This is a genomic window from Achromobacter sp. 01N37 (assembly GCF_056399725.1).
Genome location: NZ_JBFTRX010000006.1, coordinates 14460 through 38783, shown reverse-complemented (window position 1 = coordinate 38783; position 24324 = coordinate 14460). Strand labels below are relative to the sequence as shown.

Sequence of the window (24324 nt, the reverse complement as noted above, 5' to 3'; positions counted from 1 at the left end):
GCTTTCCTAGCGGCCGGCGGGGCGGTTTATGCGCCGGCGCGCGCCCGCTTGTATTCGAATGCGGTGTGCGCCAGCAGGCCCGCCGCCAGGCCCCAGAAGGCCGACCCGATTCCCCAGAAACTGAACCCCGACGCCGTCGCCAGCAAGGTGATGAGCGCGGCTTCGCGCCGTTGCGGGTTGGCCATGGCGGCGGCCATGCCGCCCATGATGGTGCCCAGCAAGGCCAGGCCCGCCAGCGCCGCCAGCAGCGCGGCAGGCAAGGCCTGGAAGAAGACGGCGACCGCACCCGCGACAAGGCTCAGGCCCACATAGCCCAGCCCATACGTGGCGGCGGCGATATAGCGTTTGCCGGGGTCGGGATGCGCTTCGGGGCCGGTGCAGATGGCGGCGCTGATGGCGCCCATCGTCACGCTGTGCGCGCCAAACGGGGCGGCCAGCAAGCCCAAGAGGCCCGTGGCGGCCACCAAACGCGACGCAGGGGGGCGATAGCCCGCCGCTTGCAGGATGGCCAGGCCGGGCAGGTTTTGCGACGCCATGGCCACCACAAACAAGGGAATTCCCAAGCTGACCGCAGCCTGCGCGCTGAAGGCGGGCGTGGTCCAGACGAATTCAGTAAGCCGCCAGTCCAGCAGATTCAGCTGCATCAGGTCAAGCGCGAACGCCAGGGCGACGGCCACCGCCATCACCACCAGCACCGCGTAGCGCGGCGCCCAGCGCCGGCACAGCAGGTAGGCGGCGCACATCGTCAGCACCAGCGCCGGTTGCTTGCTGATGTTGGTGAAGATACCCATGCCGAAATTGAGCAGCACGCCAGCCAGCATCGCGGCGGCGACTTCGCCGGGGATGCGGCGCAAGATGGGGTCGATCCAGCCGAACAGGCCACAGGCCAGCGTCAGCCCGGCCGCCAGCACGAACGCGCCGATGGCTTCATTGAAGGGTACGCCCGCCAGCGCCGTCACCAGCAAGGCCGCGCCGGGTGTGGACCACGCCATGACAATCGGCAGACCCGTGCGCAGGCTGTAGAACGCGCCGCCCAGCCCCAGCACGAGACTCAGCGAGCCAATCCAGGAGCCGATGCGCGCCGCGTCCAGCCCGGCCGCGTGGCCGGCTTGCACCATCAGCACGGCGGTGCCGCCAAAGCTGACCAGCACGGCCACGAGGCCAGCCGCGATCGCCGACGCGGAGATGTCGCGGCGGGCGTGGTGGGAAGCGGGGGGAAGGTTGATGCCTGTCTGTGTGACGTCGCTCATGCGGCACCGGTCAGGCGGCGGTACTTGGCCATGAGCTGTTCCTGGCCTTCGTTCCATTGCGGGTGCAGTTCAATGCACTCCACCGGACACACCACCTTGCACTGGGGTTCGTCGTGATGGCCGACGCACTCCGTGCATTTGTCGGGATCAATGACGTAATAGTCATCGCCCATGGAAATTGCGTCGTTCGGGCACTGGGGCTCGCAAACGTCGCAATTGATACATTCTTCGGTGATGAGCAGGGCCATGATGGGCAGCAGGGTTAAGCCAGAGGCGGCTTGATTGTACTGCCGGGCCGCAAAACGCAAGAAGGGCGCATTGAGCGCCCTTCAAGGATGGTGCCACGCGGGCGGGTCAGCCCGGCCAGGACTGCTCGCGGCGTTCCTTGGCCTTTTCCTGCAACCAGCGTTCCACGGACGGGAACACGAACTTGCTGACGTCGCCGCCCAGCTGGGCGATTTCGCGCACGATGGTGCCCGAGATGAATTGGTATTGGTCCGACGGCGTCATGAACAGGGTTTCAACGTCGGGCAGCAGATGGCGGTTCATGCCGGCCATCTGGAATTCATATTCAAAGTCGGACACGGCGCGCAGGCCGCGCACGATGACGCGCCCGTTCTGGTCGCGGACGAAATCCTTCAACAGACCGCCGAAGCTTTGCACTTCCACGTTGGGATAGTGGCCCAGCACTTCGCGGGCGATTTCCACGCGCTCGTCGATGCTGAAGAAAGGCTTCTTGTTGCGGCTGTGGGCGATGCCCACAACGACCTTGTCGAAAAGCGTGGCCGCACGGCGGACCAAGTCTTCGTGGCCCCGGGTCAGCGGGTCAAAAGTGCCGGGATATACAGCGATGATCATGCGAGCTCCGTACCGTTATTAGTGGTGTACACCATCCTCCGAAGCTCGGATTATTGATCTATTTGCGCAATGCAGCAAATTCCAGCAGGTGGTAGTGCACCGCGCCTGCCTTGTCCTGCCGCAAGATCTGAAATCCTTCGGGGGCTTCGATGGGGGTTTCCGCCTCGACGTAGACTAGCCCATGCTCGCTGAGAATACCCGGCAGGATCGGCCACAGGCGCGGCAGCCAGCCCTGTCCGAAGGGCGGGTCCAACAGGATGAGGTCAAATCGGGACGCATCCATCCGTTCGGCGACCTGCATCGCGTCGCCCACATGGATGCGTATCATGTCGGCTTTGAGCTTGTCGCGCAGTGTCCGCAGCGCGGACGCGGCGGTCTTGTCCCGCTCGACCATCTGCACATGCGCCACGCCGCGTGACGCCGCCTCGAAACCCAGGGCGCCGCTGCCGGCGAACAGATCCAGTACCTGTTTGTCGGCGAATTCGCCGGCCCACAGATGATTCAACCAGTTGAACAGCGTCTCGCGCACCCGGTCGGGCGTGGGGCGCAGCGTCTCCACGTCGGGCACGACGATGGGGGTGCGCCTGTATTGGCCGCCGACGATACGAATATACTTGTTACCCATGTTTAGCCGCTTCTTCAAGAAAAAATCCCCTCCGCCCGCCGCGCCGGTCCAGCCCGCGCCGCCGCCAGAGGTCGTGGACGCCGTTGTCGCGCCCGTAGCACCCGCCGCCGCGCCGGTGATTCCTGCGCCGGCACCGGCTCCCGTTCCTGCCGCCGATCCGATTCCTGCGCCGGCTTTTGCTCCGGCTTCTGCGCCAGTTGCTGCCCCGATTGCCGCGCCAGTTTCTGCTCCGACTGCCGCGCCGACGGCAACCCCCACGCCAACCCCTGCTCCGGTTTCACCGCCGGTTTCGTCGCCGGTAGCCGCGCCCATCGCGCCTGCACCGGTTGCCGCTCCCGCCGTGGCCACGCCGCCGGTGGCCCCGGCAATGTCGCCTGCGCCAGCTACCCCGGCAGCACCGCCCGCACCGGCTTTCGAGCCGGTACGTGCCGCTGCGCCAGTCGCGGCTCCGGCGCCTGTACCTGCCGCGCCCGCCCCGATTGTGACGTCGCCGCCTGTCGTTGCCGCACCTGCACCGGTACCCGCCGCAGTCGTCCCAGCCCCAGCCCCAGCCCCAGCTCCAACCCCAACCCCTGAACCCGCTGCCGAGGCGCCCAAGAAGGCGTCGTGGCTGTCGCGCTTGAAGCAGGGCTTGTCGCGCACCGGTCAAAGCATTGGCGGCATTTTCGTCGGCGTCAAGGTCGACGAAAACCTGTTCGAGGAACTCGAATCGGCGCTCATTATGGCCGATGCGGGCCTGGAGGCCACCGAGAAGCTGCTGACCGCGCTGCGTGCGCGCGTCAAGAAAGAACGCATTGAAGACCCGGCCAAGGTCAAGACGGCGCTGCGCCAATTGCTGGCCGATCACCTGCGACCGCTGGAACGCGGCTTCAACCTGACCAGCGGCAAACCGCTGGTGGTGATGATTGCCGGCGTGAACGGCGCGGGCAAGACGACCTCCATCGGTAAGCTTGCGCACACGTTCCAGCGCCAGGGCGCCAGCGTGCTCTTGGCCGCGGGCGATACCTTCCGCGCTGCCGCCCGCGAGCAGCTCGTGGAATGGGGCAGCCGCAACAACGTCAGCGTGATTTCGCAGGATGGCGGCGACCCCGCCGCCGTCGCGTTTGACGCGGTGAACGCGGGCCGCGCGCGCGGCATGGGCGTGGTCATGGTGGATACCGCCGGCCGCTTGCCCACGCAGCTGCACTTGATGGAAGAACTGAAGAAGATCCGCCGCGTCATCGGCAAGGCGGATGCGGCAGCGCCTCACGAAGTGCTGTTGGTGGTGGACGGCAACACCGGGCAGAACGCCTTGGCGCAGATCCGCGCGTTTGATGCGGCCATCAATCTGACGGGCCTCGTCGTGACGAAGCTGGACGGCACCGCCAAGGGCGGCACGCTGGCTGCCGTGGCGGCGGGCAGCCAGGGCGTGCGCCCGATTCCGGTGTACTGGATCGGCGTGGGTGAAAGCCTGGAAGACCTTCAGCCCTTCGTCGCGGACGAATTCGCCGCGGCGCTGCTTGCAGACTAATCGCCCACTGAAGGCCGATTGATCCTCAACGAATCGCCGGCAGATCATCCATTGATCGCCGGCGAATTCCTTACTCCACCTTTCCCATTGCCGGATCGCTGACGGCATCTTTCCCCGTCTCCATGCGTCCGGCGAAGCGGCGCTGGAAGGCGGCGTAGCCGTTGCAGGCGACGGCAAAGTCGTACCACTGCCCGCTGTCCGTGACGGGCCAGCTCAACTCGCCGACCTGGCCCGCGTCGACCGTGACCGTCCACGGCCCATCGTTGCGGTACGCCATGGCCTGCACCGTGAACGTGCAGGCCGCGCTGCCGTTGTTGTGCAGCTTGACCTGCATCTGCGGGTCGTCGCAAGGCACATAGCAGACCTGGATCTCGGGCTGCGTTCCCCCCGTTTGCATCAAATCGCCCGTGAAGGCGCGGTGATAGCCGTTGGGGCCAAGCACCCACAAGTCGTACTTGCCGCTGTCGGCGGACACGTCCCAGACGTCGTCCAGCGACTTGCCGGCCTCGACCACATAACGGCGCGGGATGCGGTCCAGATGCAGCTTGTCGTACACATGGAAAACCGCAGCCGTCTTGCCCGTGCTGGCGTTGGCGAACAGCAATTGAACGCGGTTTTCACGCGCCGCTTCGCGCGCGCTGGTGTGCAGCTCGTAGGGCAGTGCGCGCGACGGGCGTGTGCCTTCTGCTTGCTTGGCCAGCGTCTGCTGCGTCGGAATCGCGATGGCGGGCTGCGCTTCCTGCCAGGTGGTCAGGCCGTCGGCGTCCGTCTTTGTCGTGCGGCCCGGCAAGGTCGGCATGCTGGCGCTGTTGGGCGACACGAAATTCAAGGTGGACGTCAGGTCACCGCACACGGCGCGGCGAAACGCGCTGATGTTGGGTTCGACAACCCCGAAGCGTTGCTCAAGAAAGCGCAGCGCAGACGTGTGATCGAACACTTGCGAATTGACCCAGCCGCCACGGCTCCAGGGGGATATCACCCACATCGGCACACGCATGCCGGGGCCGAAGGGCTTGCCGTCGGCAGTCAGCTGCTTGGGCGTGGCGGGCGGATACGTGAAGTATTCAAACGCCATCTCGGCGTCCGTCATCGTCGACTTGCCGGCGAGCGTGCCGTCGTCGTTGCGTGACGGCGCGGACGGCGTGGGCATGTGGTCGAAGAAGCCGTCGTTCTCGTCGTAGGTGACCAGGAACACGGTCTTGCTCCAGACCTCGGGCGATTGCGTCAGCGCGTCCAGCGCCGCCTGGATGTACCACGCGCCCTTGGCCGGGCTGGAGGGGCCGGGGTGTTCGCTGTAGGCAGCGGGCGGAATGATCCACGACACTTCGGGCAGCGTGCCGTTGGCGACGTCGTCGCGCAGGCTTTGCAGGAAACCGCCGTCGGGCATCGTGTTGCCGAAGCCCTTGGCCAGCGGGCTGAATTGATCGTCGATGGCGGGGTTGTAGGCCGGGCCGCCCTGGTTCGTGACCTGGCGGTCTGCCGGCATTTTTTCGATCTCGGCGCGCCAGTGCCGAAAGCTCATCATTTCGTTGCAGCCGAAGTTGTCGGGGATGTTCTGGTAGACCTTCCAGCTGACGCCGGCGGCTTGCAGGCGGTCGGCATAGGTCGTCCACGTCCAGCCTTCGGTGGACGGGCCGACGTCGGCGCCGTCGTTCATTTCATTCATCACCACCGACACGTTGTCGCCCGATGGGCCGTTGGTGCCCGTCCAGAAGAACAAGCGGTTGGGGATCGTGCCGGCGTGCATCGAGCAGTGGTAGTTGTCGCACAGCGTGAAGGCGTCGGCCAGCGCGCGGTGGAACGGCACTTCGGCGGTTTCGTAATAGCCCATCGACAGGGGCTGCTTGGCGCTGGGCCATTTGTTCATACGGCCGTGGTCCCACGCGGCCTGACAGTTCGGCCACGAGTGCGGCGTGCTGCCCGCGCGCTGCGCGTTGCCCAGCGCTGCGTCCAGGTGATAAGGCAATTCTTCCGTGCCGTCGCTGCGTGTCTGGTGGAACACGTTCTTGCCGTTGGCCAGCGGAATGGGGAAGCGGTCACCAAACCCGCGCACGCCCGGGAATGTGCCGAAGTAGCCGTCAAAGGAACGGTTTTCCAGCATCAGCAGCACGACGTGTTTGACGTCCTGAATCGTGCCGGTGGGGCTGCTGGCTTCAATCGCCAGCGCGCGGCGGATGCTGGGCGGGAACATCGACAAGGCGCTGACGGCGGCGGTGGCCCCCAGCGTGGTCTTGAAGAACTTGCGTTTGGATGCGTCGAACGACATTGGCTGTGTCTCCTGCGGGTCTGCGATGAACGGGCTCATGGGGCGCAATGCGTGGCGCACGCCGCGGGGGGCGGCGCGGGCGTGGTCGGCGTCGTGGGGGGAGCGGGTTCGTCCGAGTCGTTGTCGTCACCGCCGCAAGCGGACAGCGTGAACACAAGCGACAGGGCGCAGAAGGCCAACAGGCCTCGTCTTGCATGGGCGAGCAAGGGGGAAGTGGTTTCCATGGTTCGGTCTATGTGGATGGGCTGACGGCGCGCAGGGCCGTTGCCGTCACAGAGGACAAATGCCGGGCGGATGCTGCGGGCCACGAAGGCGCCCGGCGCGTGTTGGCCGGACGACAGCGATCCAGTATTGGTGCCACGGATGTCGTTAACTTGACAGCAAGCTGACCCGTTGCTGTCTATGGCCCCTTTTTTGAAACGCAGTGCGAGATGCGTGTCGAGGTGCAAGCCGCACAAGCGGCTGTCGTGAAAATGGGGTAGCGCAGGCGCCCGCGCGCCTGACCCCGGTTACTTCCAGAACGGCTTGCTCTTTGCCAATTCCTCGAACGCCTTCTGCGCCTCTACCGCCAGCTCTTCCAGGCGTGCGCTGATCCAGCCCAGCGCGAACCAGGCTTGCGGATGCGTGGCCGTACACGACGCGTAGTAGTCGCGCGCCACCGCCAGATCATTGATCTCGCCCAGCACGTCCTGCACCTTGGACAGTAGCTTGCGATAGCCGCGCAGCTTGGCGACGGGCAGCAGCGATTCGGCGAACGCCAGGCTGTAGCGCAGCCGCTTGCCGCGCTTGCGCAGCTCGTGGCGCGTGGGAATGTCCAGCGTGGCGAATTGCGTGCCTTGATCCGCCACCTTGCTATGCCAGCGATGCAGGCGGCGCGCCAGCTGCTTGTGCAAGCGTTGCGGCTCGGGTTCCGGCGCCAGCATCGGGATGATGGTGGGCTTGACGCTCGGCCCAGCCACGCCGCCTTCCAGGCGGATCGCGGGTTCGGGCGCGGCGTCGCTGGGCGTGCCGTTGGCGATCGTCATGCCGTCGTTGGCCGGCATGGCGGGCGGCACCTCCAGGCTCCATTCCAGCAACTCAAGCAGCCAGGCTTGAAAGCCCTTGCCGCCCGCGATGGTTTGCGCATCTTCTTCAGGCGGCGGGGCTTCCATCGGAATCACGGGCATGCCGGCGCGCATCAGCGCGGGCGCCACGGTTTCGTTCAACACGTCTTGGTCGCGGTTGGCGCCGAATGCGCCGAAGTGCGTGCGCGCGCCTTCCAGCAGCGCGTCCGGCACCGGCGCAATCCAGCCGTCGAAGAGTTTCCACGCCGAACGCAGCCGGCGCACACCCACGCGCAATTGATGCACGTGTTCGGAATTGCCGGCGCGGTACACGCCTTCGGTGTCCACTTCGGCCAGCACCGAGGCGTTGCGCGCGATCTGGTCCAGGCATTCGGCGGCGATGCGGCCCATGGCTTGCGACGGCGTCATGTCGTCGCGCAGCTTGACGGAGCTTGCCGTGCGCGGCGCCCAGAATTGCGCAATGGCTTGGGCGCGGCGGGTTTCCAGATCGTCGCCCGGCGCGGCGTCTACGTCGGCCAGGCGTTCTGCCAACTGCGCCAGCGCGTCGCCGCGTTCAGATTTGCTGCGCGGGTCCAGCACCAGGCTATGGCGCTGCTGCCAGCCGCGCGCGGTGGCGAAGATGGCGGCGGGGCGGCCGGACACGAGTTCGAATTCCAGTTCGGAAATGGGCAGTTCCAACGCGCCCGCGCGCAGGATGCCGGTGTCGTACGCGAGTTCCACCGTGCCGTAGCGCGTGCGAACCTTGCGCAAGAGGCGCTGCACGTCGGTTTCATAACGCAGGCCTAGTTCGCCTTTGATGGCGGCAAGCGCGCTTTCAACTTCGGTGCCGGCATAAACCGACAAGTCCAGCACGGGGCCGGGGCGGGGATGGTTTAGTTCAATGCGCGTGATGGCGTTGATGCCGGGCATCTTCAGCGTCTGCACCCAGTCGCTGCCTTCCTGGCGCAAGCGGATCGCGATGCGCGCCCGCGCCAGTTCGCGTTCGGGCGTGTCGAAATACATGGCATGCAAACGGATGCGCGTGGCTTCGCGTTGCTTGATTTCGCGCAGCACGGCCTGGCGGGACGCCGTGGGCACGTGCAGCTTCAATTCCTGTTCCGACATGGCGATGGGTGTCCAACGGCAAAAGCCGAGATCTTAATCAACCCGGGGGCGGGATTTGATGACCGTTCATATTTTGTTCACATTGAGCATAGACGTGTTCGCAATCGCCGGACAAGCTGCACCGCAACCGCGACAAGAAAAAAGCGCCGCCCCTTTTCAAGGGCGGCGCCAAGGAGCGCTGGTCAGGGGAAACCGACAAGCGTTAAACAGGGACGCTAAGCATGCGCATAAAGGATGCGCACTACAGGATGCGCACCACAGCGTGCGTCACAAGATTCGCTTACGCGCCTGGGTAATGATGATTTCGGCCAGCACCACCACCACGAAGATCGCGGCCAGCACCAGCGCCACACGATCCCACTGGAACAGGTTCAGCGCGGTGTCCAGCGCCATGCCGATGCCGCCTGCGCCCACCAGCCCCAGCACGGCGGATTCGCGCACGTTGATGTCCCAGCGCAGCAGCACAATCGACCAGAACGCCGGGCGAATCTGCGGCCAGTAGGCGTACCACAGCACCGAACCCTTGCTGGCGCCCGTGGCGGTCACGGCTTCGATGGGGCCGCGCTGCGCCTCTTCGATGGCTTCGCCCACCAGCTTGCCCACGAACCCGATCGAGCGGAACGCAATGGCCAGCGTGCCGGCCAGCGCGCCGGGTCCGAAGATGGCGATGAACAGCAGCGCCCAGACCAGCGAATTGACCGAGCGGCTGGACACCAGAATCAGCCGGGCCAGCATGTTGATGGTCTTGCTGGGCGTCAGGTTGTTGGCCGCCAGCAGGCCCACCGGCACCGCCATGAAGACGGACAGAATGGTGCCCAGTGTGGCGATGTGCAGCGTTTCGATCAGCGCGTTGTGCACGCCGTCCGGGTAGTAAGCCCAGTCGATCGGCCACATGCGGCGAAACAGGTCGGCCATCTGCTCGGGGGCGTCATACAGGAACTCCGGTATGACTTCCACGCCGCGAATGGCTTGCGCAATGGCGGCCACCACCAGCAGATACAGCGCAAAGCGCAGCAGCCGCTGGCCCATGCTGTAGCGCTGCCACACGCGTGGCGAACCGGCCGGGTTCAAGGTAGAGGCATGGGTGTTCATTCTTCCACCTCCGCCTTGCGGGCCGCCGGCGGTTTGCCGGCGCTGATGCCGCGTGCGCCGGCAAAGCGGCCTTGCAGGATGCGGTCAAAGCCCAGGTTGTCCAGGAACACGGCGCGCACGAAGCCCGCAATGATTTCGCCCAGCATGATGATGGCGATCAGCGTCAGCAGGATGGCGCTGACGAAGTCGTAGTCAAAGCGCTGGAAGGCCGAGAACAGCGTGCCGCCCACCCCGCCCGCGCCCACGATACCCACCATGGTGGAGTTGCGCAGGTTGGAGTCGAATTGATAGGTGGCAAAGCCGATGAAGCGCGCGAACACCTGTGGCAGCACGCCAAAGATGATCACGTTGGCGAACGACGCGCCGCTTGCGCGCACCGCTTCCACCTGCTTGAGCGATATCTCTTCGATGGCTTCGGTGAACAGCTTGCCGATGAAGCCGATAGACGCCACCGTCAACGCCAGAATGCCCGCCAGCGCGCCAAAGCCCACGGCCTTGACGAACAGGATGGCGACGATGACCGGGTGCAGCGCGCGGCACAAGGCCACGAGCGAACGCGCGGGCCACGACACCCAGGCCGGCATCATGTTGCGCGCGCCCAATAGGCCCACCGGCAGCGCGAACAGAATGCCCAGCACGGATGCCAGCACGGCAATTTCCAGGCTTTCCGCAATGCCCTTCCACAAGGTGGCGGGCTTTTCGAAATTGGGCGGGAACATGCGCGAAAGAAACGTCGACGCATGCCCCATGCCGGTTTCAAAGCGCGCCCAGCTGAAATCCAGCTGCGCGCCGGCATACACGGTGTAGATCAGCAGCAGCACCAGGCCCGCCTTGGCGCGCCCGGACATGGCAAAGGGGCGGTTGCCCTGAGGGTGCGTCATTCCAGCCAAGACTCGCCTCCGTAGATCGTCTTGAGCATGGTGGCGTCCAGGCCATGGCCGTCGCCGTCATAGACCACATGCCCGCCGGACATGCCGACGATGCGGGTGGCGTAGCGGCGCGCAAGCTCCACGTCGTGAATGTTCACGATGACGGGAATGCCGGTGGCGCTGCCCTGCACGGACAGCAGCTCCATGATTTCAACCGAGGTCTTCGGGTCGAGCGACGACGTCGGCTCGTCTGCCAGCAGCAGTTGCGGGCGCTGCATCAGCGCACGGGCGATGCCCACGCGCTGACGCTGTCCGCCCGACAAGGCATCCGCGCGCTGGTCGGCAAAGCCCGCCAGGCCGACGGTATCCAGCAGCTTGTAGGCGTGCTCGATATCTTCGGGTTCGAAGCGGCGCATCCAGGCCTTGAGCGCCGAGGTGTAGCCCAGCCGGCCCGTCAGCAGGTTTTCCATGACGGTCAGGCGTTCGACCAGGTTGTATTCCTGGAACACCATGCCGATGCGCCGGCGCGCACGGCGCAACGACGCGCCACGCACACGGGCCAGGTCCACGGTGCCTTCCTTGGACTGCAACACGATCTCGCCCTGGGTGGGTTCGATCAGCCGGTTGATGCAGCGCAGAAGCGTGCTTTTGCCGGTGCCGGAAGGGCCGATGATGGCGGTCAGGCCTTGGCCGGCGACTTCAAGGTTGATGCCATTGAGAACCGGCCGGCCGGCCCGGTATTCCTTGACCAGGCCGGAAATGCGTAGCGACGTCGTCATGCTGGATTACTTCTTGCTCTTTGCGGATTCGCGGTCGTAGGCGGCGCGGTTGAAGCTTTCGCCACCCGATTCAGCCACCTGGCGGACGATGGCCCAGTCTTTCTGATAGGTCACCGGATAGAAGCGGTCGGCGCCATCAAAGGCCTTCGACATTTCCGCGGGGAAGCGGTAGTCGTAGAAGCACTTGAGCATCTGGTCGCGGAACTTCGGCTCCAGGTCATGCGCGTAGGCGAACGACGAGGTGGGGAATTTTTCGCTGCGGTAGATCACGCGGAAGTCGGCTTCCTTGACCTGGCCGCGTTCGACCATGCGCTTGAACACGTCGGAGGCCACGGCGGCGGCGTCGTAATCGCCCGAGTTCACGCCCATGACGGACTGGTCGTGCTTGCCCGAGAAGACCACCTTGTAGTCCTTGTCCGGCGTCAGGCCTTCCTTGGGGAACAGCGCCACGGGCGCCATGTGGCCGGAGTTCGACGACGGTGCGGTGTGCGCGAGCTTCTTGCCCTTCAGGTCGGTCAGCTTCTGGTAGGGGCTGTCTTTCTTGACGATGACGATCAGGTTGTAGCCCTGGAAGCCGTCGGCATAACCCTTCACGGCAAACGGCACGGCGCCCGCGATGTTTACGGCGAACGCGGTGGGGCCGGTCGAGAAACCGCCCACGTGCAAGCGGCCCGAGCGCATGGCTTCGATTTCGGCGGCGTTGCTTTGCACTTGATAGAACACGACGCGCTTGCCCGTGCATTCGGACAGGTGCTTGGTGAAGGGCTTGAAGATGTCTTCGTAGACCGCCGGGTCTTCCACCGGGGTGTAGGTGAACACCAGGGTAGACGGGGTCTTCTGCTTGGACGCGTCGGCGGGCGTGTCCGCCACCAAATCCTTGTTGGCGTCGCAGTACATCTGGTCCAGATCACCGCGGTTGGAGCAGGTGTCGGCGGCCTGGGCGGCCGTGCCGCCAAAAGCGAATGCGGCCAGGGCGGCCGCTTGCAATAGACGCATCGCGTGCATGGTTTGTCTCCTCTTATGGGATGAATTTGAATATTTCCTGAATTCAAACACACAAGAGGGGACAGGCACACTTGGGAAAGTCCCTGCCTTTGTTTTCGACTTTTGTTCGAATTGTTCGCTTTATGTTCGTTTTTTTGCGAACAACCGAACGAAAGTCTTAATTCCGATAGCCCAGCTTGCGCGAAATCTCTTGTGCGCAGGCCAGCAGCGGCCGGGCGATGGCGCCGTCCCACGCCACGTCGAACAGGCCGGTGGGACCCAGGCTGGTCAGCGCCAGAACGATGTTGCCGGTGTTGTCGAACACCGGCACCGACAGCGCATCCACGCCGGGCAGCGGGTTGCCCAACGCGCGGGCCATGCCGTGCACGCGGATGTCGGCCAGTTGCGCCTCGATGTTGGCGCGCGATGCCTTGCGCGGGGGCGGCACGCTGGCAATGACCGCCGTGTCGCCTTCTTCGCGGGCAATGTAGTGCTCGCTGACCTTGGGCGGCAGCCACGCGGCAAACACCAGGCCGGTGGCCGTGTGCAGCATCGACATCACCGTGCCTTTGCGCATGTTCACGTGCACCGGGTAGCTGGCTTCGGTCATGTGGATCATCGTGGGGCCGTGCGATCCCAGCACGGCAATGCCCAGCGTGTGGCCGATTTCGGATTGCAGCGTGGCGATCTCGGGCATGGCGATGCGCACCGGGTCCAGCCGTTGCAGGCTGACCAGCCCCATCTGCAAGGCGAAGGGGCCGAGCTCGTACTGGCCGGTAATGGCGTCCTGTTGCACCAGCCCCACGCGGATGAAACTCACCAGATAGGGGTGGGCTTTGGCGGACGTCATGCCGGCGCCTGCGGCCAGGTCGCGCAGGTTCAGGGGCTTGCCGGCGTCCACCAACGCGGACAATAACGGCACGCCCACTTCGATGGACTGGATGCTGCGGCGGCCGTCATTGGCGGCGGCAGAGGAGGAGGGCTTGGGGGTGGCCACGGTGTGTCTGACCTTATGCCGGTTGGGCTTGGGTTGGCTGCGACGCCTGGCGCGCGGCCAGCAGCCGGTTGGCCATTTCGACAAAGCCCGCGCCGCCGTGAAACGCCGCCACATAAGCCGGGCGGTCCGTCAGGCGATGCAGCTGGGCCTGGATGTTGGCCACGCCGACCGAAATCGGGAAGTACGCGAACATCGGTTCGTCATTGGGCGAATCGCCGATGAACAGCGTGCTGTCCAAGGCGCTTGCGACATCCTGGCCGAATTCGCGCTGGAACATCGTGCGGGTCATGGTCAGCTTGTCGTAGTCGCCAAACCAGCCGTTCACGTGGATCGAGCTGACTTTGGCTTGCGCCCCGGCGTCGTGGAAGATCTGGACGATCTTGCTGATGGCCGAATCGGGCAGGGCAGGCACGTCTTCGCAGAAATCAATGGCCAGGTCGGCCACGCGGTAGTCCTGGTCGCTGGCCACCGCGGCACCAGGCACCTCGGCCAGCACGCGGTCGCGGATGGCGTCCAATTGCTTGCGGCTGGCCTGGCGCGACGCGGCATCCGTCCAGTAATGCGTGGTCATGCGGCGCGCGTTGCGGTCATACGCGTAGTAGAACGCGCCGTTTTCCCCCACCACGGCGCGCACCGGCCACATGCGGGCGATATGGTCGCACCAGCCGGCCGGGCGGCCGGTGATGGGCACGACCTGGATGCCGGCCTGTTCCAGGCGCTCCAGCGCGGCGTAGGCGTCGGCCGGCAGGCGGCCTTCGGTGGTCAGCGTGTCGTCGATATCGGTCAACACGACGCGAACCGCCGCCGCAACGGTCAAGGGCATGGCCGCAAGGGCTTGCATGAGGTTTTTCCTTCGATTTATAGGGGGATCTCCGGGCGAAAGTTTAACCGGATGCCCCCGCCGGGCGGCCTTCTGGCGGGCGAATAGGGATTCTGGCGCCGAGAGCGGTAAAATCCGGGCTTTCCCGCCTGGTTTGCGTGCCCGCCATGTCCGTCCAGTTGTCCTCTTTGCCCGGCTCCGAGCCGGAATCCTTCGGCATCGCTTCGGTTGCCGAGATCATCGCCGAGCTGCGTGCCGGCCGCATCGTCATCCTGGTTGACGAAGAAGACCGTGAAAACGAGGGCGACCTCGTCATGGCCGCCGAATTCGTCACGCCCGAAGCCATCAACTTCATGGTCACCCATGGCCGCGGCCTGGTGTGCCTGACCCTGACCGAAGAACGCTGCCGCCAGTTGGAATTGCCCATGATGGCGGCCCGCAACGGCACGCGCTACGGCACCAATTTCACGCAGTCGATCGAAGCCGCCGAAGGCGTCGAGACCGGCATTTCGGCCGCCGACCGCGCCCGCACCATTCAGGTAGCGGTGGCGCGCGACGCCAAGCCGTCCGACCTGGTCCAGCCCGGCCACATCTTCCCGGTGCGCGCCGTGCCCGGCGGCGTGCTGGTGCGCGCTGGCCACACGGAAGCCGGTTGCGACTTGACGGCCATGGCCGGCCTGACGCCCGCCGCCGTCATCTGCGAAATTCTGAAGCCGGACGGCACCATGGCCCGCTTGCCGGACCTGGTGGAATTCGCCCGCCAGCACAACCTGAAGATCGGCACCATCGCCGACCTGATCCAGTACCGCAGCGAACACGAATCCATCGTCAAGCGCGTGGGCAAGCGCCCCATGCAAACGGCGTGGGGCACCTTCGAGGCCGTGGCCTATGAAGACGCCGCCACCGGCTCCGCCCATTTGGCGCTGGTGCATGGTAACGTGACCCCCGACGTCGAAACGCTGGTGCGCGTACACGAGCCGGCCTCGGTGCTGGACGTGCTGGACACCGGCGCCAGCCCGCACAGCTGGGGCGTGGCGCAGGCCCTTGAGGCCATTGCCGCTTCGCCCGCAGGCGTCCTGGTGCTGATGAATTGCCAATCGTCCACGGAACACCTGTTTGGCCAGATTGCCGGCTGGAACGACCCGAAGGCCCAGGCTGCTGCCGCCGCCAGCACCGACCGCTTCGGCTTGCGCACTTATGGCATCGGCGCCCAGATTCTGCGCGACCTGAACGTGGGCCAAATGAGGCTGCTGGCCCGGCCGCGCAAGATGCCCAGCATGGCCGGATTCTCGCTGACCATTACGGGTTACGATTGCGACCCGCAGAATACTCCCGCAACACACTGAAGGCCGACACATGAACCCTTACATCCTTACCCCCGACCTGAACGGCGAAGGGCTGCACATCGGCATCGTACGCGCCCGCTTCAATGAAGAAATCGGCCAAGCCGAACTTGAAGCGTGCCTGAAAGAACTGGCCGAACTGGGCGTGGACGAACGTGACGTCATGGTCACTACCGTTCCCGGCGCCCTGGAACTGGGCGTGGCCCTGTCCCACATGGCCGAAACGTTTGAATTCGACGCCCTGATTGCACTGGGCGCGGTCATCCGTGGCGAGACCTATCACTTTGAAGTGGTCAGCAATGAAACGGCCACGGCAATCACCCGTATCTCCCTGGAAACCGGCATCCCCGTCGCAAACGGCGTTCTGACCGTCGACACCGACGAGCAGGCGCAAGCCCGCGCCGCCGGCAAGGGCCGCGATTGCGCTCAGGTGGCCGTTGAAATGGCCAACCTGGTGGCGGCGCTGGAACCCGAGGAAGAAGACGAAGACGAAGACGACGAAGACGAGGACGAAGATTTTGACGACGAAGAAGACGACGACAAGCGCTGATAGCGCGGCGCAAGCCCGCGCCAATGCGCGCAGCGCTCGCCGCCGTGCACGCGAATTCGCGCTGCAAGGCGTGTACGCGTGGCTGCTGCGCGGTGGCGAAGGCACGCAGGACGCCGGCGAGATCGACGCCCATTTGCGCGACACCGAGGATTTTTCCGAGGCCGACGCGCAATGGTTCAAGACCTTGCTGCATGGTGTTCTGCGCGAAGCGCCCACGCTGCGCGAGCGTTTCACGCCCTACATCGACCGCCCGCTCGCCGAGCTGTCGCCCGTTGAGCATGGCATCCTGCTGATCGGCAGCTTCGAACTGATTCATCATGTCGAAGTGCCGTACAAGGTCGCCATCAACGAAGCGGTTGAGCTGGCCAAATCGTTTGGCGGCACCGACGGCTTCAAGTTCGTCAACGGCGTGCTCGACAAACTGGCTGCCGACGTGCGTGCGAACGAGGTCCAGGCCGCGGCGCAGCAACGGCGCTGAACCGGGGCTTGACCGCCTGTCGAAGGGGTCAGGCGCATGCCGCCCTGCGCGCACCCTTATCCGGTGCGGCAGGTGCGGCCTGCGCCTGACCCCTTCGGCTTTTGATAATCGTGCCGGCGTGCCTGCCGGGTTTTCGGAGTTGCCGTGGCGTCCGAATTTGATCTGATCGCGCGCTATTTCACCCGCACCGCGCCCGCAGGGCTGCTGGGCGTGGGCGACGACTGCGCGCTGTTTCCCGTGCCGCCCGGCGAGCAAGTCGCCACCAGCACTGACTTGCTGCTGGAAGGCCGGCATTTCTTTCCCGACGTGGACCCGCGCGCGTTGGGCCACAAGGCACTGGCCGTGAACCTGTCGGATCTCGCCGCCATGGGCGCGCGCCCGATCGGCTGCGTGTTGGGGCTGGCCTTGCCGCGTCTGGAAGAACCCTGGCTGGCCGCGTTCGCCGAAGGCTTTCACGCGCTGGCCGATGCCCATGGCTGCCCGCTGATCGGTGGCGACACCACGCGCAGCGCGCATGACCTGGCCATCAGCGTCACCGTGTTCGGCGCAGTGCCGGCCGGACAAGCCCTGCGCCGGGATGGCGCAGAAGCGGGCGACGACATCTGGGTGTCCGGCGAACTGGGCGCGGCCGATGTGGCCTACCGCCTGCTGGATGGCCAGTACGCCGCGAACGACGCCTTGCTGGCCGCCACCCGCGGCGCGCTGGAATGGCCGCAGCCGCAAGTGGCGCTGGGTCTGGCGTTGCGCGGCATTGCGCATGCGGCGATCGACCTGTCTGACGGCCTGTTGCAGGACCTGGGCCACATCCTGGCTGCAAGCCGGCTGGGCGCAAGCCTGGATGAAGCGAGCCTGCCGGTGGCCCCCGCTGTGTCCGCCATGGACGAAGCGCTGCGCCGCCGCGCGGTGCTGGGCGGCGGTGACGTCTATCAGTTGTGCTTTACCGCTCCGGCGGCCAAACGCGATGCCGTGGAAGCCGCCGCCCGCGCAGCCCAGGCCCGCGTCACCCGCATCGGCCAAACGCTGTCTCAAGCCGGGCTGCGCGTGATGGACAGCCAGGGCCATCCGCTGGCCGACCTGCCTGCCGGCTTCGACCATTTCCCCGCGTCCTGACCCAGACCCAGAGCCTGACCCCGCGCAATCCCTGTCTTCGTTCCCTCTTACTCCGCCTCGCATCCATGTCCTCTTCCGATAAGCCATCCGTCTCCATGCGCGAACGCTCGCGGGCTGTCTATCCCGCCCTGTCCTGGGTGTGCCGCGACCCTGGCCGTTTGATCGCGTTCGGCTTTGGCAGCGGCCTGATCCGCCCGGCCTCTGGCACCTGGGGCACATTGCTTGCCTGGGGCATCTGGGTGGCGGCGGCGCCTGCGGCGTCGGATCTGGCGATTGGCGTGTTCCTGGCGCTGGCCTTTTTATACGGCTGCTGGGCCTGCCATCGTGTGGGCCGTGAACTTGGGCAGTCGGATCATGTCGGAATGGTCTGGGACGAGATGGTGGCGTTCTGGCTGGTGCTTTGGCTGACGCCCGCAGGCTGGTTGTCGCAGTTGCTGGCGTTTGCGCTGTTTCGCACGTTCGACATCGTCAAGCCGCCACCCATCAAGTTTTTTGACGCCCACATCAAGGGCGGCTTCGGCGTAATGTGGGACGATATCGTCGCCGCCGGCTACGCCTTGCTGGTCATGGCATTGATTGCACGCACAGGAGTCTTGGGATGAGCGAACCGCAAGGAACCACCCGTTCGAATTTATCGGCGGAGCAGTTGGCGGAAGCCACCATCGTGGGTCTGGCTGAACGGCTGGGCGACGCCATGCGCCGCCATGGCTGGATGTTGGGCACGGCGGAGTCTTGCACGGGCGGCCTGCTGGCCGGCGCGATGACGTCGGTGGCCGGTTCCAGCGACTGGTTCGAGCGCGGCTTCGTCACCTACAGCAACGACGCCAAGGTGACGGAACTGGATGTGTCGCCCGATACTCTGCATCACTTCGGGGCGGTCAGCGAACCCGTGGCGCTGGAAATGGCCAACGGCGTGTTGCTGGTGTCACCCGCCGCGCACGTGGCCGTGTCCACCACCGGCATCGCCGGGCCGGGCGGCGCCACGCCGGGCAAGCCGGTGGGCATGGTGTGCTTTGGGTTTGCGATGCGCGTGGGCGAAGGCATCACCAGCCGCGCCGTCACGCACGTGTTCCCCGGCGATCGCACGCAGGTGCGCCACGCGGCGGTGGAATTTGCGCTGCGAGGGGTGTTGGAATTTCTGGGCGCGCCGGTGAATCGGCGCTAAGCGGCACTGAGCAACACGACATGCCGCCGAACGACGCTAAGCCGCGCTGAAAAAAAAACGGGTTGCACGCATGCAACCCGTTTTTTTTGGCGATGACGCCGGGATCAGCGCACCGCGTTGATCGCGTCGCGCAGGCCCATGGCGGCGCGGCCGGCGGCCTCGCGCCAATCGTCGCCGCCGCTGGCGTAAATGATGGCGCGTGACGAATTGATCATCATGCCGCTGCGGGCGGCATTGGCGCCGGCGTTCACGGTGGCGGTGATGTCGCCGCCTTGCGCACCGATGCCCGGCACCAGCAGGGGCAGGGCGTCGCCGATGCGCTGGCGAACCGCCGCCAGCTCGTTCGGGAACGTTGCGCCCACCACCAGGCCGCACTGGCCGTTGGCGTTCCACTTGTCGGCCACCAGGCCTGCCACGTGCAGGTACAGCGGCTCGCCGCTATCCATCTTCAGGAATTGCAGATCGGAACCGCCGGGGTTCGACGTGCGGCACAGCACGATCACGCCACGGTCACGCCACGCCAGGTAGGGCTCGACCGAGTCCAGGCCCATGTAGGGGCTGACCGTCAGCGCGTGCGCCTGATAGCGTTCGTAGGCTTCGCGGGCATAGTTTTCGGCGGTGGAGCCGATGTCGCCACGCTTGGCGTCCAGCACGATCGGCAAGTCGGGGTGCTTGTCGCGGATGTGCTGGCACAGCGCTTCCAGCTGGTCTTCGGCGCGGTGCGCGGCGAAGTACGCAATCTGCGGCTTGAAGCTGCATGCGTACGGCGCGGTGGCGTCGACGATGTCGCGGCAGAACTGGAAGATGGCGTCCGGCTTGTCCTGCAATTCGCGCGGAAAGCGTTGGGGGTCGGGGTCCAGGCCCACTTGCAGAAGCGAGTTGCTGGTGGTCCAGGCGTGTTCGAGTTTTTGCAGGAAATTCATGGGGGAGTTCAGTGCAGTTTGACCCGGGGGCGCGTGCGCCGCATGAGCAGGCGAGCCAGGGCCAGGGAGGCGGTGCGTGAGATACCGAGCACCGCTTTGTGGTGCATCAGGTGCAGGCTCATGTACATCAAGCGCGCCAGTGTACCGCTTACGAACAGTCCCCGTCCGGCGAGCTTGCCCATCAGGGACCCCACGCCCGCGTCCTGGCCCAGCGACACGAGCGACCCGTGATCCTGGTAGACGTAGGGGCCGGCAGGTTCCGCCGAGCGGCGCAGGCGGGCGGTGAGCTTCTTGGCCAGGTAATCGGCCTGCTGGTGCGCGGCTTGCGCGCGGGCAGGCACGGTGCGGCCGTCGCGCCAGGGCACCGAGCAGCAATCGCCCAGCGCCAGGATGTGCGGGTCGGCCGTTTCCAGCCGTTCGTTGACTTCCAGCTGGCCCAGCTTGTTCAGCGGCAGGTCCAGGTCGGCCAGCAGGGCGGGGCCTTTGATGCCGGCTGCCCACATGCACAGCTGCGCGGGAAATTCGCGGCCGTCGGCGGTCTTCACGCTGTTGGCGGTGACTTCCGATACGCGGCACGCCGTTTCCACGCCAATGCCCAGCTCGGTCAACCGGTTGGTGGCGGCTTCCGAGATTTTCTCGGGCAGGGCCGACAGAATGCGCGGTGCGCCTTCGACCAGCGTGATCGCCAGGTCGCGTTCCGCACGGAAGTTAGGCAGGCCGTAGGCGCTGACCACATGGCTGGCTTCGGTCAGCTCAACCGCCAGTTCAACGCCCGTGGCGCCGCCACCCACAATCACCAGGTCCAGCCGGGCCGACGGGTTGCGCACCTTGGCCAAGTCCACCTGCGCCATGGCTTTCAGCATGGTCAGGCGGAATTGTTCGGCGTTTTCGGTGGTGTCCAGCGTGACGGCGTGTTCGGCCGCGCCGGGGGTATTGAAGAAGTTGGACGTGCTGCCCAGCGCCAGCACCAGCGTGTCGTAGCCGAGGTCGCGGCGCGGCAGGACTTCCTGGCCCTGCGAGTCGTTCACGGCATCCACCACGATCTGGCGGCGCGCGCGATCCACGCTCAGCAAGCGGCCCTGCGCGAACGAAAAGCCGTTCATGTGGGCCAGCATCAGATAGGACAAGCCTTCCTGGTGGATATCCAGCGTGCCGGCGGCCGCTTCGTGCAGCGACGGTTTCCAGATATGGAATGGACGGCTGTCGACCAGCGTCACGTGTTGCCGGCCGTGAATACGGCCAAGCTTTGCGGCCAGTTCCAGGCCGCCCGCGCCACCGCCAACGATGACGATGCGCTCAGAGGGTGCTGACGTCGAATTAGGCATCATGGCTCCCAGTATAAAGAGCGGCGCACCCCCCATGGGGCGCCACCCGTATCAATGCATGGCGAAACGGCTGATGGCAACGCCTATCCAGACCGCTCCGGCGAAGATCAGCAGCAGCATCACCGCTGCGCTGCCCAGGTCCTTGGCGCGCCCCAGCAAGGGGTGGCGTTCCACGGACAAAGCATCGGCCAGGGCTTCGATGGCGGAATTCAGCAGTTCCGCCGCCAGCACCATGATGACCGTGCCAACCAGAAAAAAGACCTCGACCGTGGTCCGCCCAAGGAAGAACGCCGCCGGAATCATCAGCACGGCCAGCGCGAGTTCCTGGCGGAAGGCCGCTTCATATTTGACGGCGGCCTTCAGGCCCTGCCAGGAATAACGCAGCGCATTCAAGATGCGGCGCGCGCCGCCGCTGCTTTTAAAGGGCGAGTGTTGCGGGTCGTGGGTCATGGTTGCGAAAGAGGGCCGGGTGTGGCGGCTTTTTAACAGATAAGGGTTGCCCGCGTGATGCGAAGCAGGGCTATGGGCAAACCCTAATTGTGACCCAACGACAGCAGGCGCAGGATTCTGGTCAATTGGTAAGGCCACTTTACCTTTTCGTCCTGTCAGCCAGCTGTATCCCCAAGGCTTCCCGCCCCATGCCGATTCAGACCATCGAGCCGCGACGTTTGTACCGCCAGATTGCCGACCAGTTGCGTCTGCTGATCGAGGCGGGCGAATTTCCCGTGGGCGCGCGGCTTCCCCCGGAGCGAGATCTGGCGTTGAAGCTGGGCGTGTCGCGCCCGTCGGTGCGCGAAGCGCTGATCGCTCTCGAAGTCGAAGGCTGGGTGGAAGTGCGCATGGGTTCCGGCGTGTACGTGCAGAGCCTTGCCGGCGCGCCGCGCGCGAGCTTGACCGCCGAAAGCCCGCTTGAAACCATCCGCGCACGCTGGACCATCGAAGGCGAACTCGCCGCCCAAGCCGCCCGCCACACGGCGCCGGCGCTGGTGGATGGCCTGCTGGAAGCCGTGGGTGCCATGGAAGAGGAAGCCCGCGCAGGCTACGTGCCCATCCGCGGCGACCGCCTGTTCCACTTGCGCGTGGCCGAAATGGCCAACAACGCCGTGCTGGTGCGCGTGGTGGGCGAACTCTTCGACGAACGCCACAACCCCCTGTCCGTGAAGCTGGGCGACTACTTCGAAAACCCGGACAGCTGGGCCGTCGCCATTACCGAGCATCGCCGCGTCATCACCGCCATCGCGGCGGGCGACGAAACCGCCGCGCGCGCCGCGATGCATCACCATCTTTCCTGCTCGTTCGACCGCTTGACCGCCAGCTGGCCAGGCGGGGCCGAGACGATGCGCGTGGATAGCAAAGAGCCGGCGGCGTCCTGACGCCACCGGGGAACCGTAGTCGCAGTACGAAGGTGCAACCTGTAGGTGATATCCCGATGTGAAACATAAAGCGGGCCGGCTCACAACAACATTCGCCGCGTCCGTTACCTCAAAGAGAGGAGACAACATGAATCGAGGCAACGCTATCAAAGTGCTGTTTGCCGCCGTCGCGCTCGCCGTCAGTGGCAGCGCGCTGGCGCAAACCAAGCTGAAATGGGCGCATGTGTACGAGACTTCCGAACCCTTCCACACCTCGTCGGTGTGGGCGGCGCAGGAAATCGAGAAACGCACGAACGGCCGCTATCACATCGATGTCTACCCCGCCTCTCAGCTGGGCAAGGAGAATGACATCAACCAGGGGCTGACGCTGGGCACCGTGGACATGATCATCTCGGGCTCCAGCTTCGCCGCCAAGAGCTTTCCCCGCATCGGCGTCACCTATTACCCCTACACTTTCCGCAGCCCCGAGCACCTGATCGCCTACACCAAGAGCGACATCTACAAGGAGCTCACGGGCGGCTACGACGAAAAAAGCGGCAACCACATCGTCGCCACCACCTACTACGGCACGCGCCAGACGACATCGAATCGCGCCTTCACCAAGTGCTCGGAAATGAAGGGCATGAAGATTCGCGTGCCGGACGTGGCGGCCTACCTGGCCATGCCGCGCGCCTGTGGCGCCAACACCGCGCCCATCGCGTTCGCCGAGGTGTACCTGGCCTTGCAGAACGGCACGGTGGAAGCGCAGGAAAACCCGCTCACCACCATCGAAGCGAAGAAGTTCTATGAAGTGCAGAAGAACATCATCCTGACGGGCCACATCGTTGACCACCTGAACACGGTGATCTCGGGCAAGTTGTGGAAGAGCTTGTCTGATGAAGACAAGAAGATCTTCGCGGAGGTTGCGCAGCAGGCAGCGGAAAAGGCGTCATCCGAAGTTGCCGACAGCGAAAAGAAAATGGTCGAAGTGTTCAAGAAGCGCGGCTTGAACGTGGCCGAAGTCAACGTCGACGACTTCCGCAAGACCGTGCTGGAGAAGGTGCCGTTCGAGCAGTACGGCTATCAGAAATCGGATTGGGAAAAGATCCAGGCGGTGAAGTAAGCCGCGGCGGCGGGCCGTGTTGGCCCGCCGTTGCCGGCCACCGCTTGATACCCGGTGCTCGATACCCGATTCCGACCAGGGGAACTTCATGCACGTGAACGCAAAAGCGGCGCCCATGGCGGCCGTCAACCATGGCCCGACCCCGGCGCCCGGCCACGCCGCGTCGCCACCCGGCCCGCATCAGTCATCCGTCGACGAGATCGTCCATAGCTTCGAAGAGGCCGACCATCACGAAGTCAGCCTGGCCGGCTACGCGCCCGAAGACTGGATCTGCCTGGCGATATTCTGGACGATGGCGGGGCTCGTCTTCCTGCAATTCTTCTCGCGCTACGTGCTGAATGATTCGTACGCGTGGACCGAAGAGTTGGCGGTGTATTGCCTGATTGGCGTGGTGTTCCTGGGCGCTGCGATGTGCGTGCGCGCCTGCCGCCATATTCAGGTGGACTTCCTGTACCGCTACCTGCCCAAACCCGTCAGCCGCGTGCTGTCTACGTTGGTCGACGTGTTGCGCACGGCCTTCTTCGGCTATGCCGTGTGGCTGACGTATCGCTACATCGTGCTGGTGGGCGACGAGCCCATGACCACCTTGTTCTGGAACAAGTCCTACGTGTACTGGGTTGCGCTGGCGGGCTTCGTCATGATGTTCTTGCGGTCCCTTCAAGTGTCCGTGCAGAACTGGCGGCAGGGCTATTCGATTCTGGAGAACCCGGCGGCCTACGAGTCGCTCGACTGAACGG

At 65.2% G+C, this 24324-nt stretch carries 26 protein-coding genes; 10 read left to right on the top strand and 16 right to left on the bottom strand.

Translation table 11 applies throughout. The annotated features are described in order from the left end of the window. Window positions 1–26 precede the first annotated feature (26 nt). From AC1DSJ_RS15745 to rsmD, 4 genes are all read right to left on the bottom strand, one after another. Complete coding sequence (locus AC1DSJ_RS15745; protein ID WP_441371593.1) at window positions 27–1250, bottom strand: benzoate/H(+) symporter BenE family transporter; 1224 nt, start codon at window positions 1248–1250, stop codon at window positions 27–29. Then, complete coding sequence (locus tag AC1DSJ_RS15740) at window positions 1247–1498, bottom strand: YfhL family 4Fe-4S dicluster ferredoxin (RefSeq protein WP_006221659.1); 252 nt, start codon at window positions 1496–1498, stop codon at window positions 1247–1249. The genes AC1DSJ_RS15745 and AC1DSJ_RS15740 overlap by 4 nt, the downstream gene beginning before the upstream one ends. 106 nt (window positions 1499–1604) lie before the next feature. After that, entirely contained in the window at window positions 1605–2108 is a 504-nt protein-coding gene (gene coaD / locus AC1DSJ_RS15735; protein ID WP_046807920.1) for a pantetheine-phosphate adenylyltransferase, read from the bottom strand. Window positions 2109–2166: 58 nt separating this feature from the next. Further along, on the bottom strand, window positions 2167–2733 hold the full coding sequence (rsmD, locus tag AC1DSJ_RS15730) for a 16S rRNA (guanine(966)-N(2))-methyltransferase RsmD (protein WP_175170890.1): 567 nt from the start codon (window positions 2731–2733) through the stop codon (window positions 2167–2169). 367 nt (window positions 2734–3100) lie between these two features. Here rsmD and ftsY point away from each other — a divergent pair, with 367 nt between their 5' ends. Beyond that, on the top strand, window positions 3101–4243 hold the full coding sequence (gene ftsY, locus AC1DSJ_RS15725; RefSeq protein ID WP_441371592.1) for a signal recognition particle-docking protein FtsY: 1143 nt from the start codon (window positions 3101–3103) through the stop codon (window positions 4241–4243). Window positions 4244–4313: 70 nt separating this feature from the next. Here the strand turns inward: ftsY and AC1DSJ_RS15720 are convergent, their stop codons facing one another. From AC1DSJ_RS15720 to AC1DSJ_RS15680, 9 genes are all read right to left on the bottom strand, one after another. Further along, entirely contained in the window at window positions 4314–6509 is a 2196-nt protein-coding gene (locus AC1DSJ_RS15720) for a phosphocholine-specific phospholipase C (protein WP_342066259.1), read from the bottom strand. 35 nt (window positions 6510–6544) lie between these two features. Next, entirely contained in the window at window positions 6545–6733 is a 189-nt protein-coding gene (locus AC1DSJ_RS15715; RefSeq protein ID WP_156336542.1) for a hypothetical protein, read from the bottom strand. A gap of 285 nt (window positions 6734–7018) precedes the next feature. Then, window positions 7019–8677, bottom strand: coding sequence for a CYTH and CHAD domain-containing protein (locus AC1DSJ_RS15710; RefSeq protein WP_441371591.1), 1659 nt, complete (start codon window positions 8675–8677; stop codon window positions 7019–7021). 267 nt (window positions 8678–8944) lie between these two features. Beyond that, the gene (gene phnE, locus AC1DSJ_RS15705; protein ID WP_054423130.1) at window positions 8945–9769 is read right to left on the bottom strand and encodes a phosphonate ABC transporter, permease protein PhnE; all 825 of its coding nucleotides are present in this window, start codon (window positions 9767–9769) and stop codon (window positions 8945–8947) included. Then, window positions 9766–10650 carry a phosphonate ABC transporter, permease protein PhnE gene (gene phnE / locus AC1DSJ_RS15700; protein ID WP_054423129.1) on the bottom strand — a complete coding sequence of 295 codons (885 nt, stop codon included), beginning with the start codon at window positions 10648–10650 and terminating at the stop codon, window positions 9766–9768. The genes phnE (AC1DSJ_RS15705) and phnE (AC1DSJ_RS15700) overlap by 4 nt, the downstream gene beginning before the upstream one ends. Continuing rightward, entirely contained in the window at window positions 10647–11417 is a 771-nt protein-coding gene (gene phnC / locus AC1DSJ_RS15695) for a phosphonate ABC transporter ATP-binding protein (protein ID WP_054423128.1), read from the bottom strand. The genes phnE (AC1DSJ_RS15700) and phnC overlap by 4 nt, the downstream gene beginning before the upstream one ends. 6 nt (window positions 11418–11423) lie before the next feature. Further along, on the bottom strand, window positions 11424–12422 hold the full coding sequence (phnD, locus tag AC1DSJ_RS15690; protein WP_054423127.1) for a phosphate/phosphite/phosphonate ABC transporter substrate-binding protein: 999 nt from the start codon (window positions 12420–12422) through the stop codon (window positions 11424–11426). 157 nt (window positions 12423–12579) lie between these two features. Continuing rightward, complete coding sequence (locus AC1DSJ_RS15685) at window positions 12580–13398, bottom strand: IclR family transcriptional regulator (RefSeq protein ID WP_441371590.1); 819 nt, start codon at window positions 13396–13398, stop codon at window positions 12580–12582. A 13-nt stretch (window positions 13399–13411) separates the two neighbouring features. Further along, window positions 13412–14239: an HAD-IIB family hydrolase gene (locus tag AC1DSJ_RS15680; RefSeq protein WP_342066263.1), complete on the bottom strand. Its 828-nt coding sequence runs from the start codon at window positions 14237–14239 to the stop codon at window positions 13412–13414. A 146-nt stretch (window positions 14240–14385) separates the two neighbouring features. Between AC1DSJ_RS15680 and ribBA the strand changes: the two genes are divergently transcribed. The 6 genes from ribBA to AC1DSJ_RS15650 all read left to right on the top strand — a co-directional run bounded on the left by ribBA (window position 14386) and on the right by AC1DSJ_RS15650 (window position 18864). Then, window positions 14386–15564, top strand: a complete 1179-nt coding sequence (gene ribBA, locus AC1DSJ_RS15675) for a bifunctional 3,4-dihydroxy-2-butanone-4-phosphate synthase/GTP cyclohydrolase II (protein WP_054423124.1) — start codon at window positions 14386–14388, stop codon at window positions 15562–15564. Between the two features lie 10 nt (window positions 15565–15574). Next, complete coding sequence (gene ribH / locus AC1DSJ_RS15670) at window positions 15575–16111, top strand: 6,7-dimethyl-8-ribityllumazine synthase (protein WP_054423123.1); 537 nt, start codon at window positions 15575–15577, stop codon at window positions 16109–16111. Continuing rightward, window positions 16080–16589 (top strand): transcription antitermination factor NusB, encoded by a 510-nt coding sequence (nusB, locus tag AC1DSJ_RS15665; RefSeq protein ID WP_175170885.1) that lies wholly within the window; start codon window positions 16080–16082, stop codon window positions 16587–16589. The genes ribH and nusB overlap by 32 nt, the downstream gene beginning before the upstream one ends. Before the next feature lie 144 nt (window positions 16590–16733). Beyond that, the gene (gene thiL, locus AC1DSJ_RS15660; protein ID WP_346551478.1) at window positions 16734–17699 is read left to right on the top strand and encodes a thiamine-phosphate kinase; all 966 of its coding nucleotides are present in this window, start codon (window positions 16734–16736) and stop codon (window positions 17697–17699) included. A 95-nt stretch (window positions 17700–17794) separates the two neighbouring features. After that, window positions 17795–18301: a phosphatidylglycerophosphatase A family protein gene (locus AC1DSJ_RS15655; protein ID WP_342066278.1), complete on the top strand. Its 507-nt coding sequence runs from the start codon at window positions 17795–17797 to the stop codon at window positions 18299–18301. Then, complete coding sequence (locus AC1DSJ_RS15650; RefSeq protein WP_054423120.1) at window positions 18298–18864, top strand: CinA family protein; 567 nt, start codon at window positions 18298–18300, stop codon at window positions 18862–18864. Before AC1DSJ_RS15655 ends, AC1DSJ_RS15650 begins: the two co-directional genes overlap by 4 nt. A gap of 104 nt (window positions 18865–18968) precedes the next feature. On the opposite strand, the gene pyrF is transcribed toward AC1DSJ_RS15650, so the two are convergent. The 3 genes from pyrF to AC1DSJ_RS15635 are packed head-to-tail and all read right to left on the bottom strand — an operon-like array spanning window position 18969 to window position 21562. Next, complete coding sequence (gene pyrF / locus AC1DSJ_RS15645) at window positions 18969–19787, bottom strand: orotidine-5'-phosphate decarboxylase (protein WP_441371589.1); 819 nt, start codon at window positions 19785–19787, stop codon at window positions 18969–18971. Window positions 19788–19795: 8 nt separating this feature from the next. Next, window positions 19796–21115 carry an NAD(P)/FAD-dependent oxidoreductase gene (locus AC1DSJ_RS15640; protein ID WP_175170883.1) on the bottom strand — a complete coding sequence of 440 codons (1320 nt, stop codon included), beginning with the start codon at window positions 21113–21115 and terminating at the stop codon, window positions 19796–19798. A gap of 48 nt (window positions 21116–21163) precedes the next feature. Next, a complete protein-coding gene (locus tag AC1DSJ_RS15635; RefSeq protein WP_054423118.1) occupies window positions 21164–21562 on the bottom strand; it encodes a diacylglycerol kinase in 399 nt (132 codons plus the stop codon). Between the two features lie 188 nt (window positions 21563–21750). Here AC1DSJ_RS15635 and AC1DSJ_RS15630 point away from each other — a divergent pair, with 188 nt between their 5' ends. The 3 genes from AC1DSJ_RS15630 (at window position 21751) to AC1DSJ_RS15620 (ending at window position 24320) form a co-directional block, all read left to right on the top strand. Then, a complete protein-coding gene (locus AC1DSJ_RS15630) occupies window positions 21751–22485 on the top strand; it encodes a FadR/GntR family transcriptional regulator (RefSeq protein ID WP_054423117.1) in 735 nt (244 codons plus the stop codon). 127 nt (window positions 22486–22612) lie between these two features. Further along, window positions 22613–23587: a sialic acid TRAP transporter substrate-binding protein SiaP gene (locus tag AC1DSJ_RS15625; RefSeq protein ID WP_175170882.1), complete on the top strand. Its 975-nt coding sequence runs from the start codon at window positions 22613–22615 to the stop codon at window positions 23585–23587. A gap of 88 nt (window positions 23588–23675) precedes the next feature. Next, on the top strand, window positions 23676–24320 hold the full coding sequence (locus AC1DSJ_RS15620; protein WP_441371588.1) for a TRAP transporter small permease: 645 nt from the start codon (window positions 23676–23678) through the stop codon (window positions 24318–24320). Window positions 24321–24324: the final 4 nt, after the last annotated feature.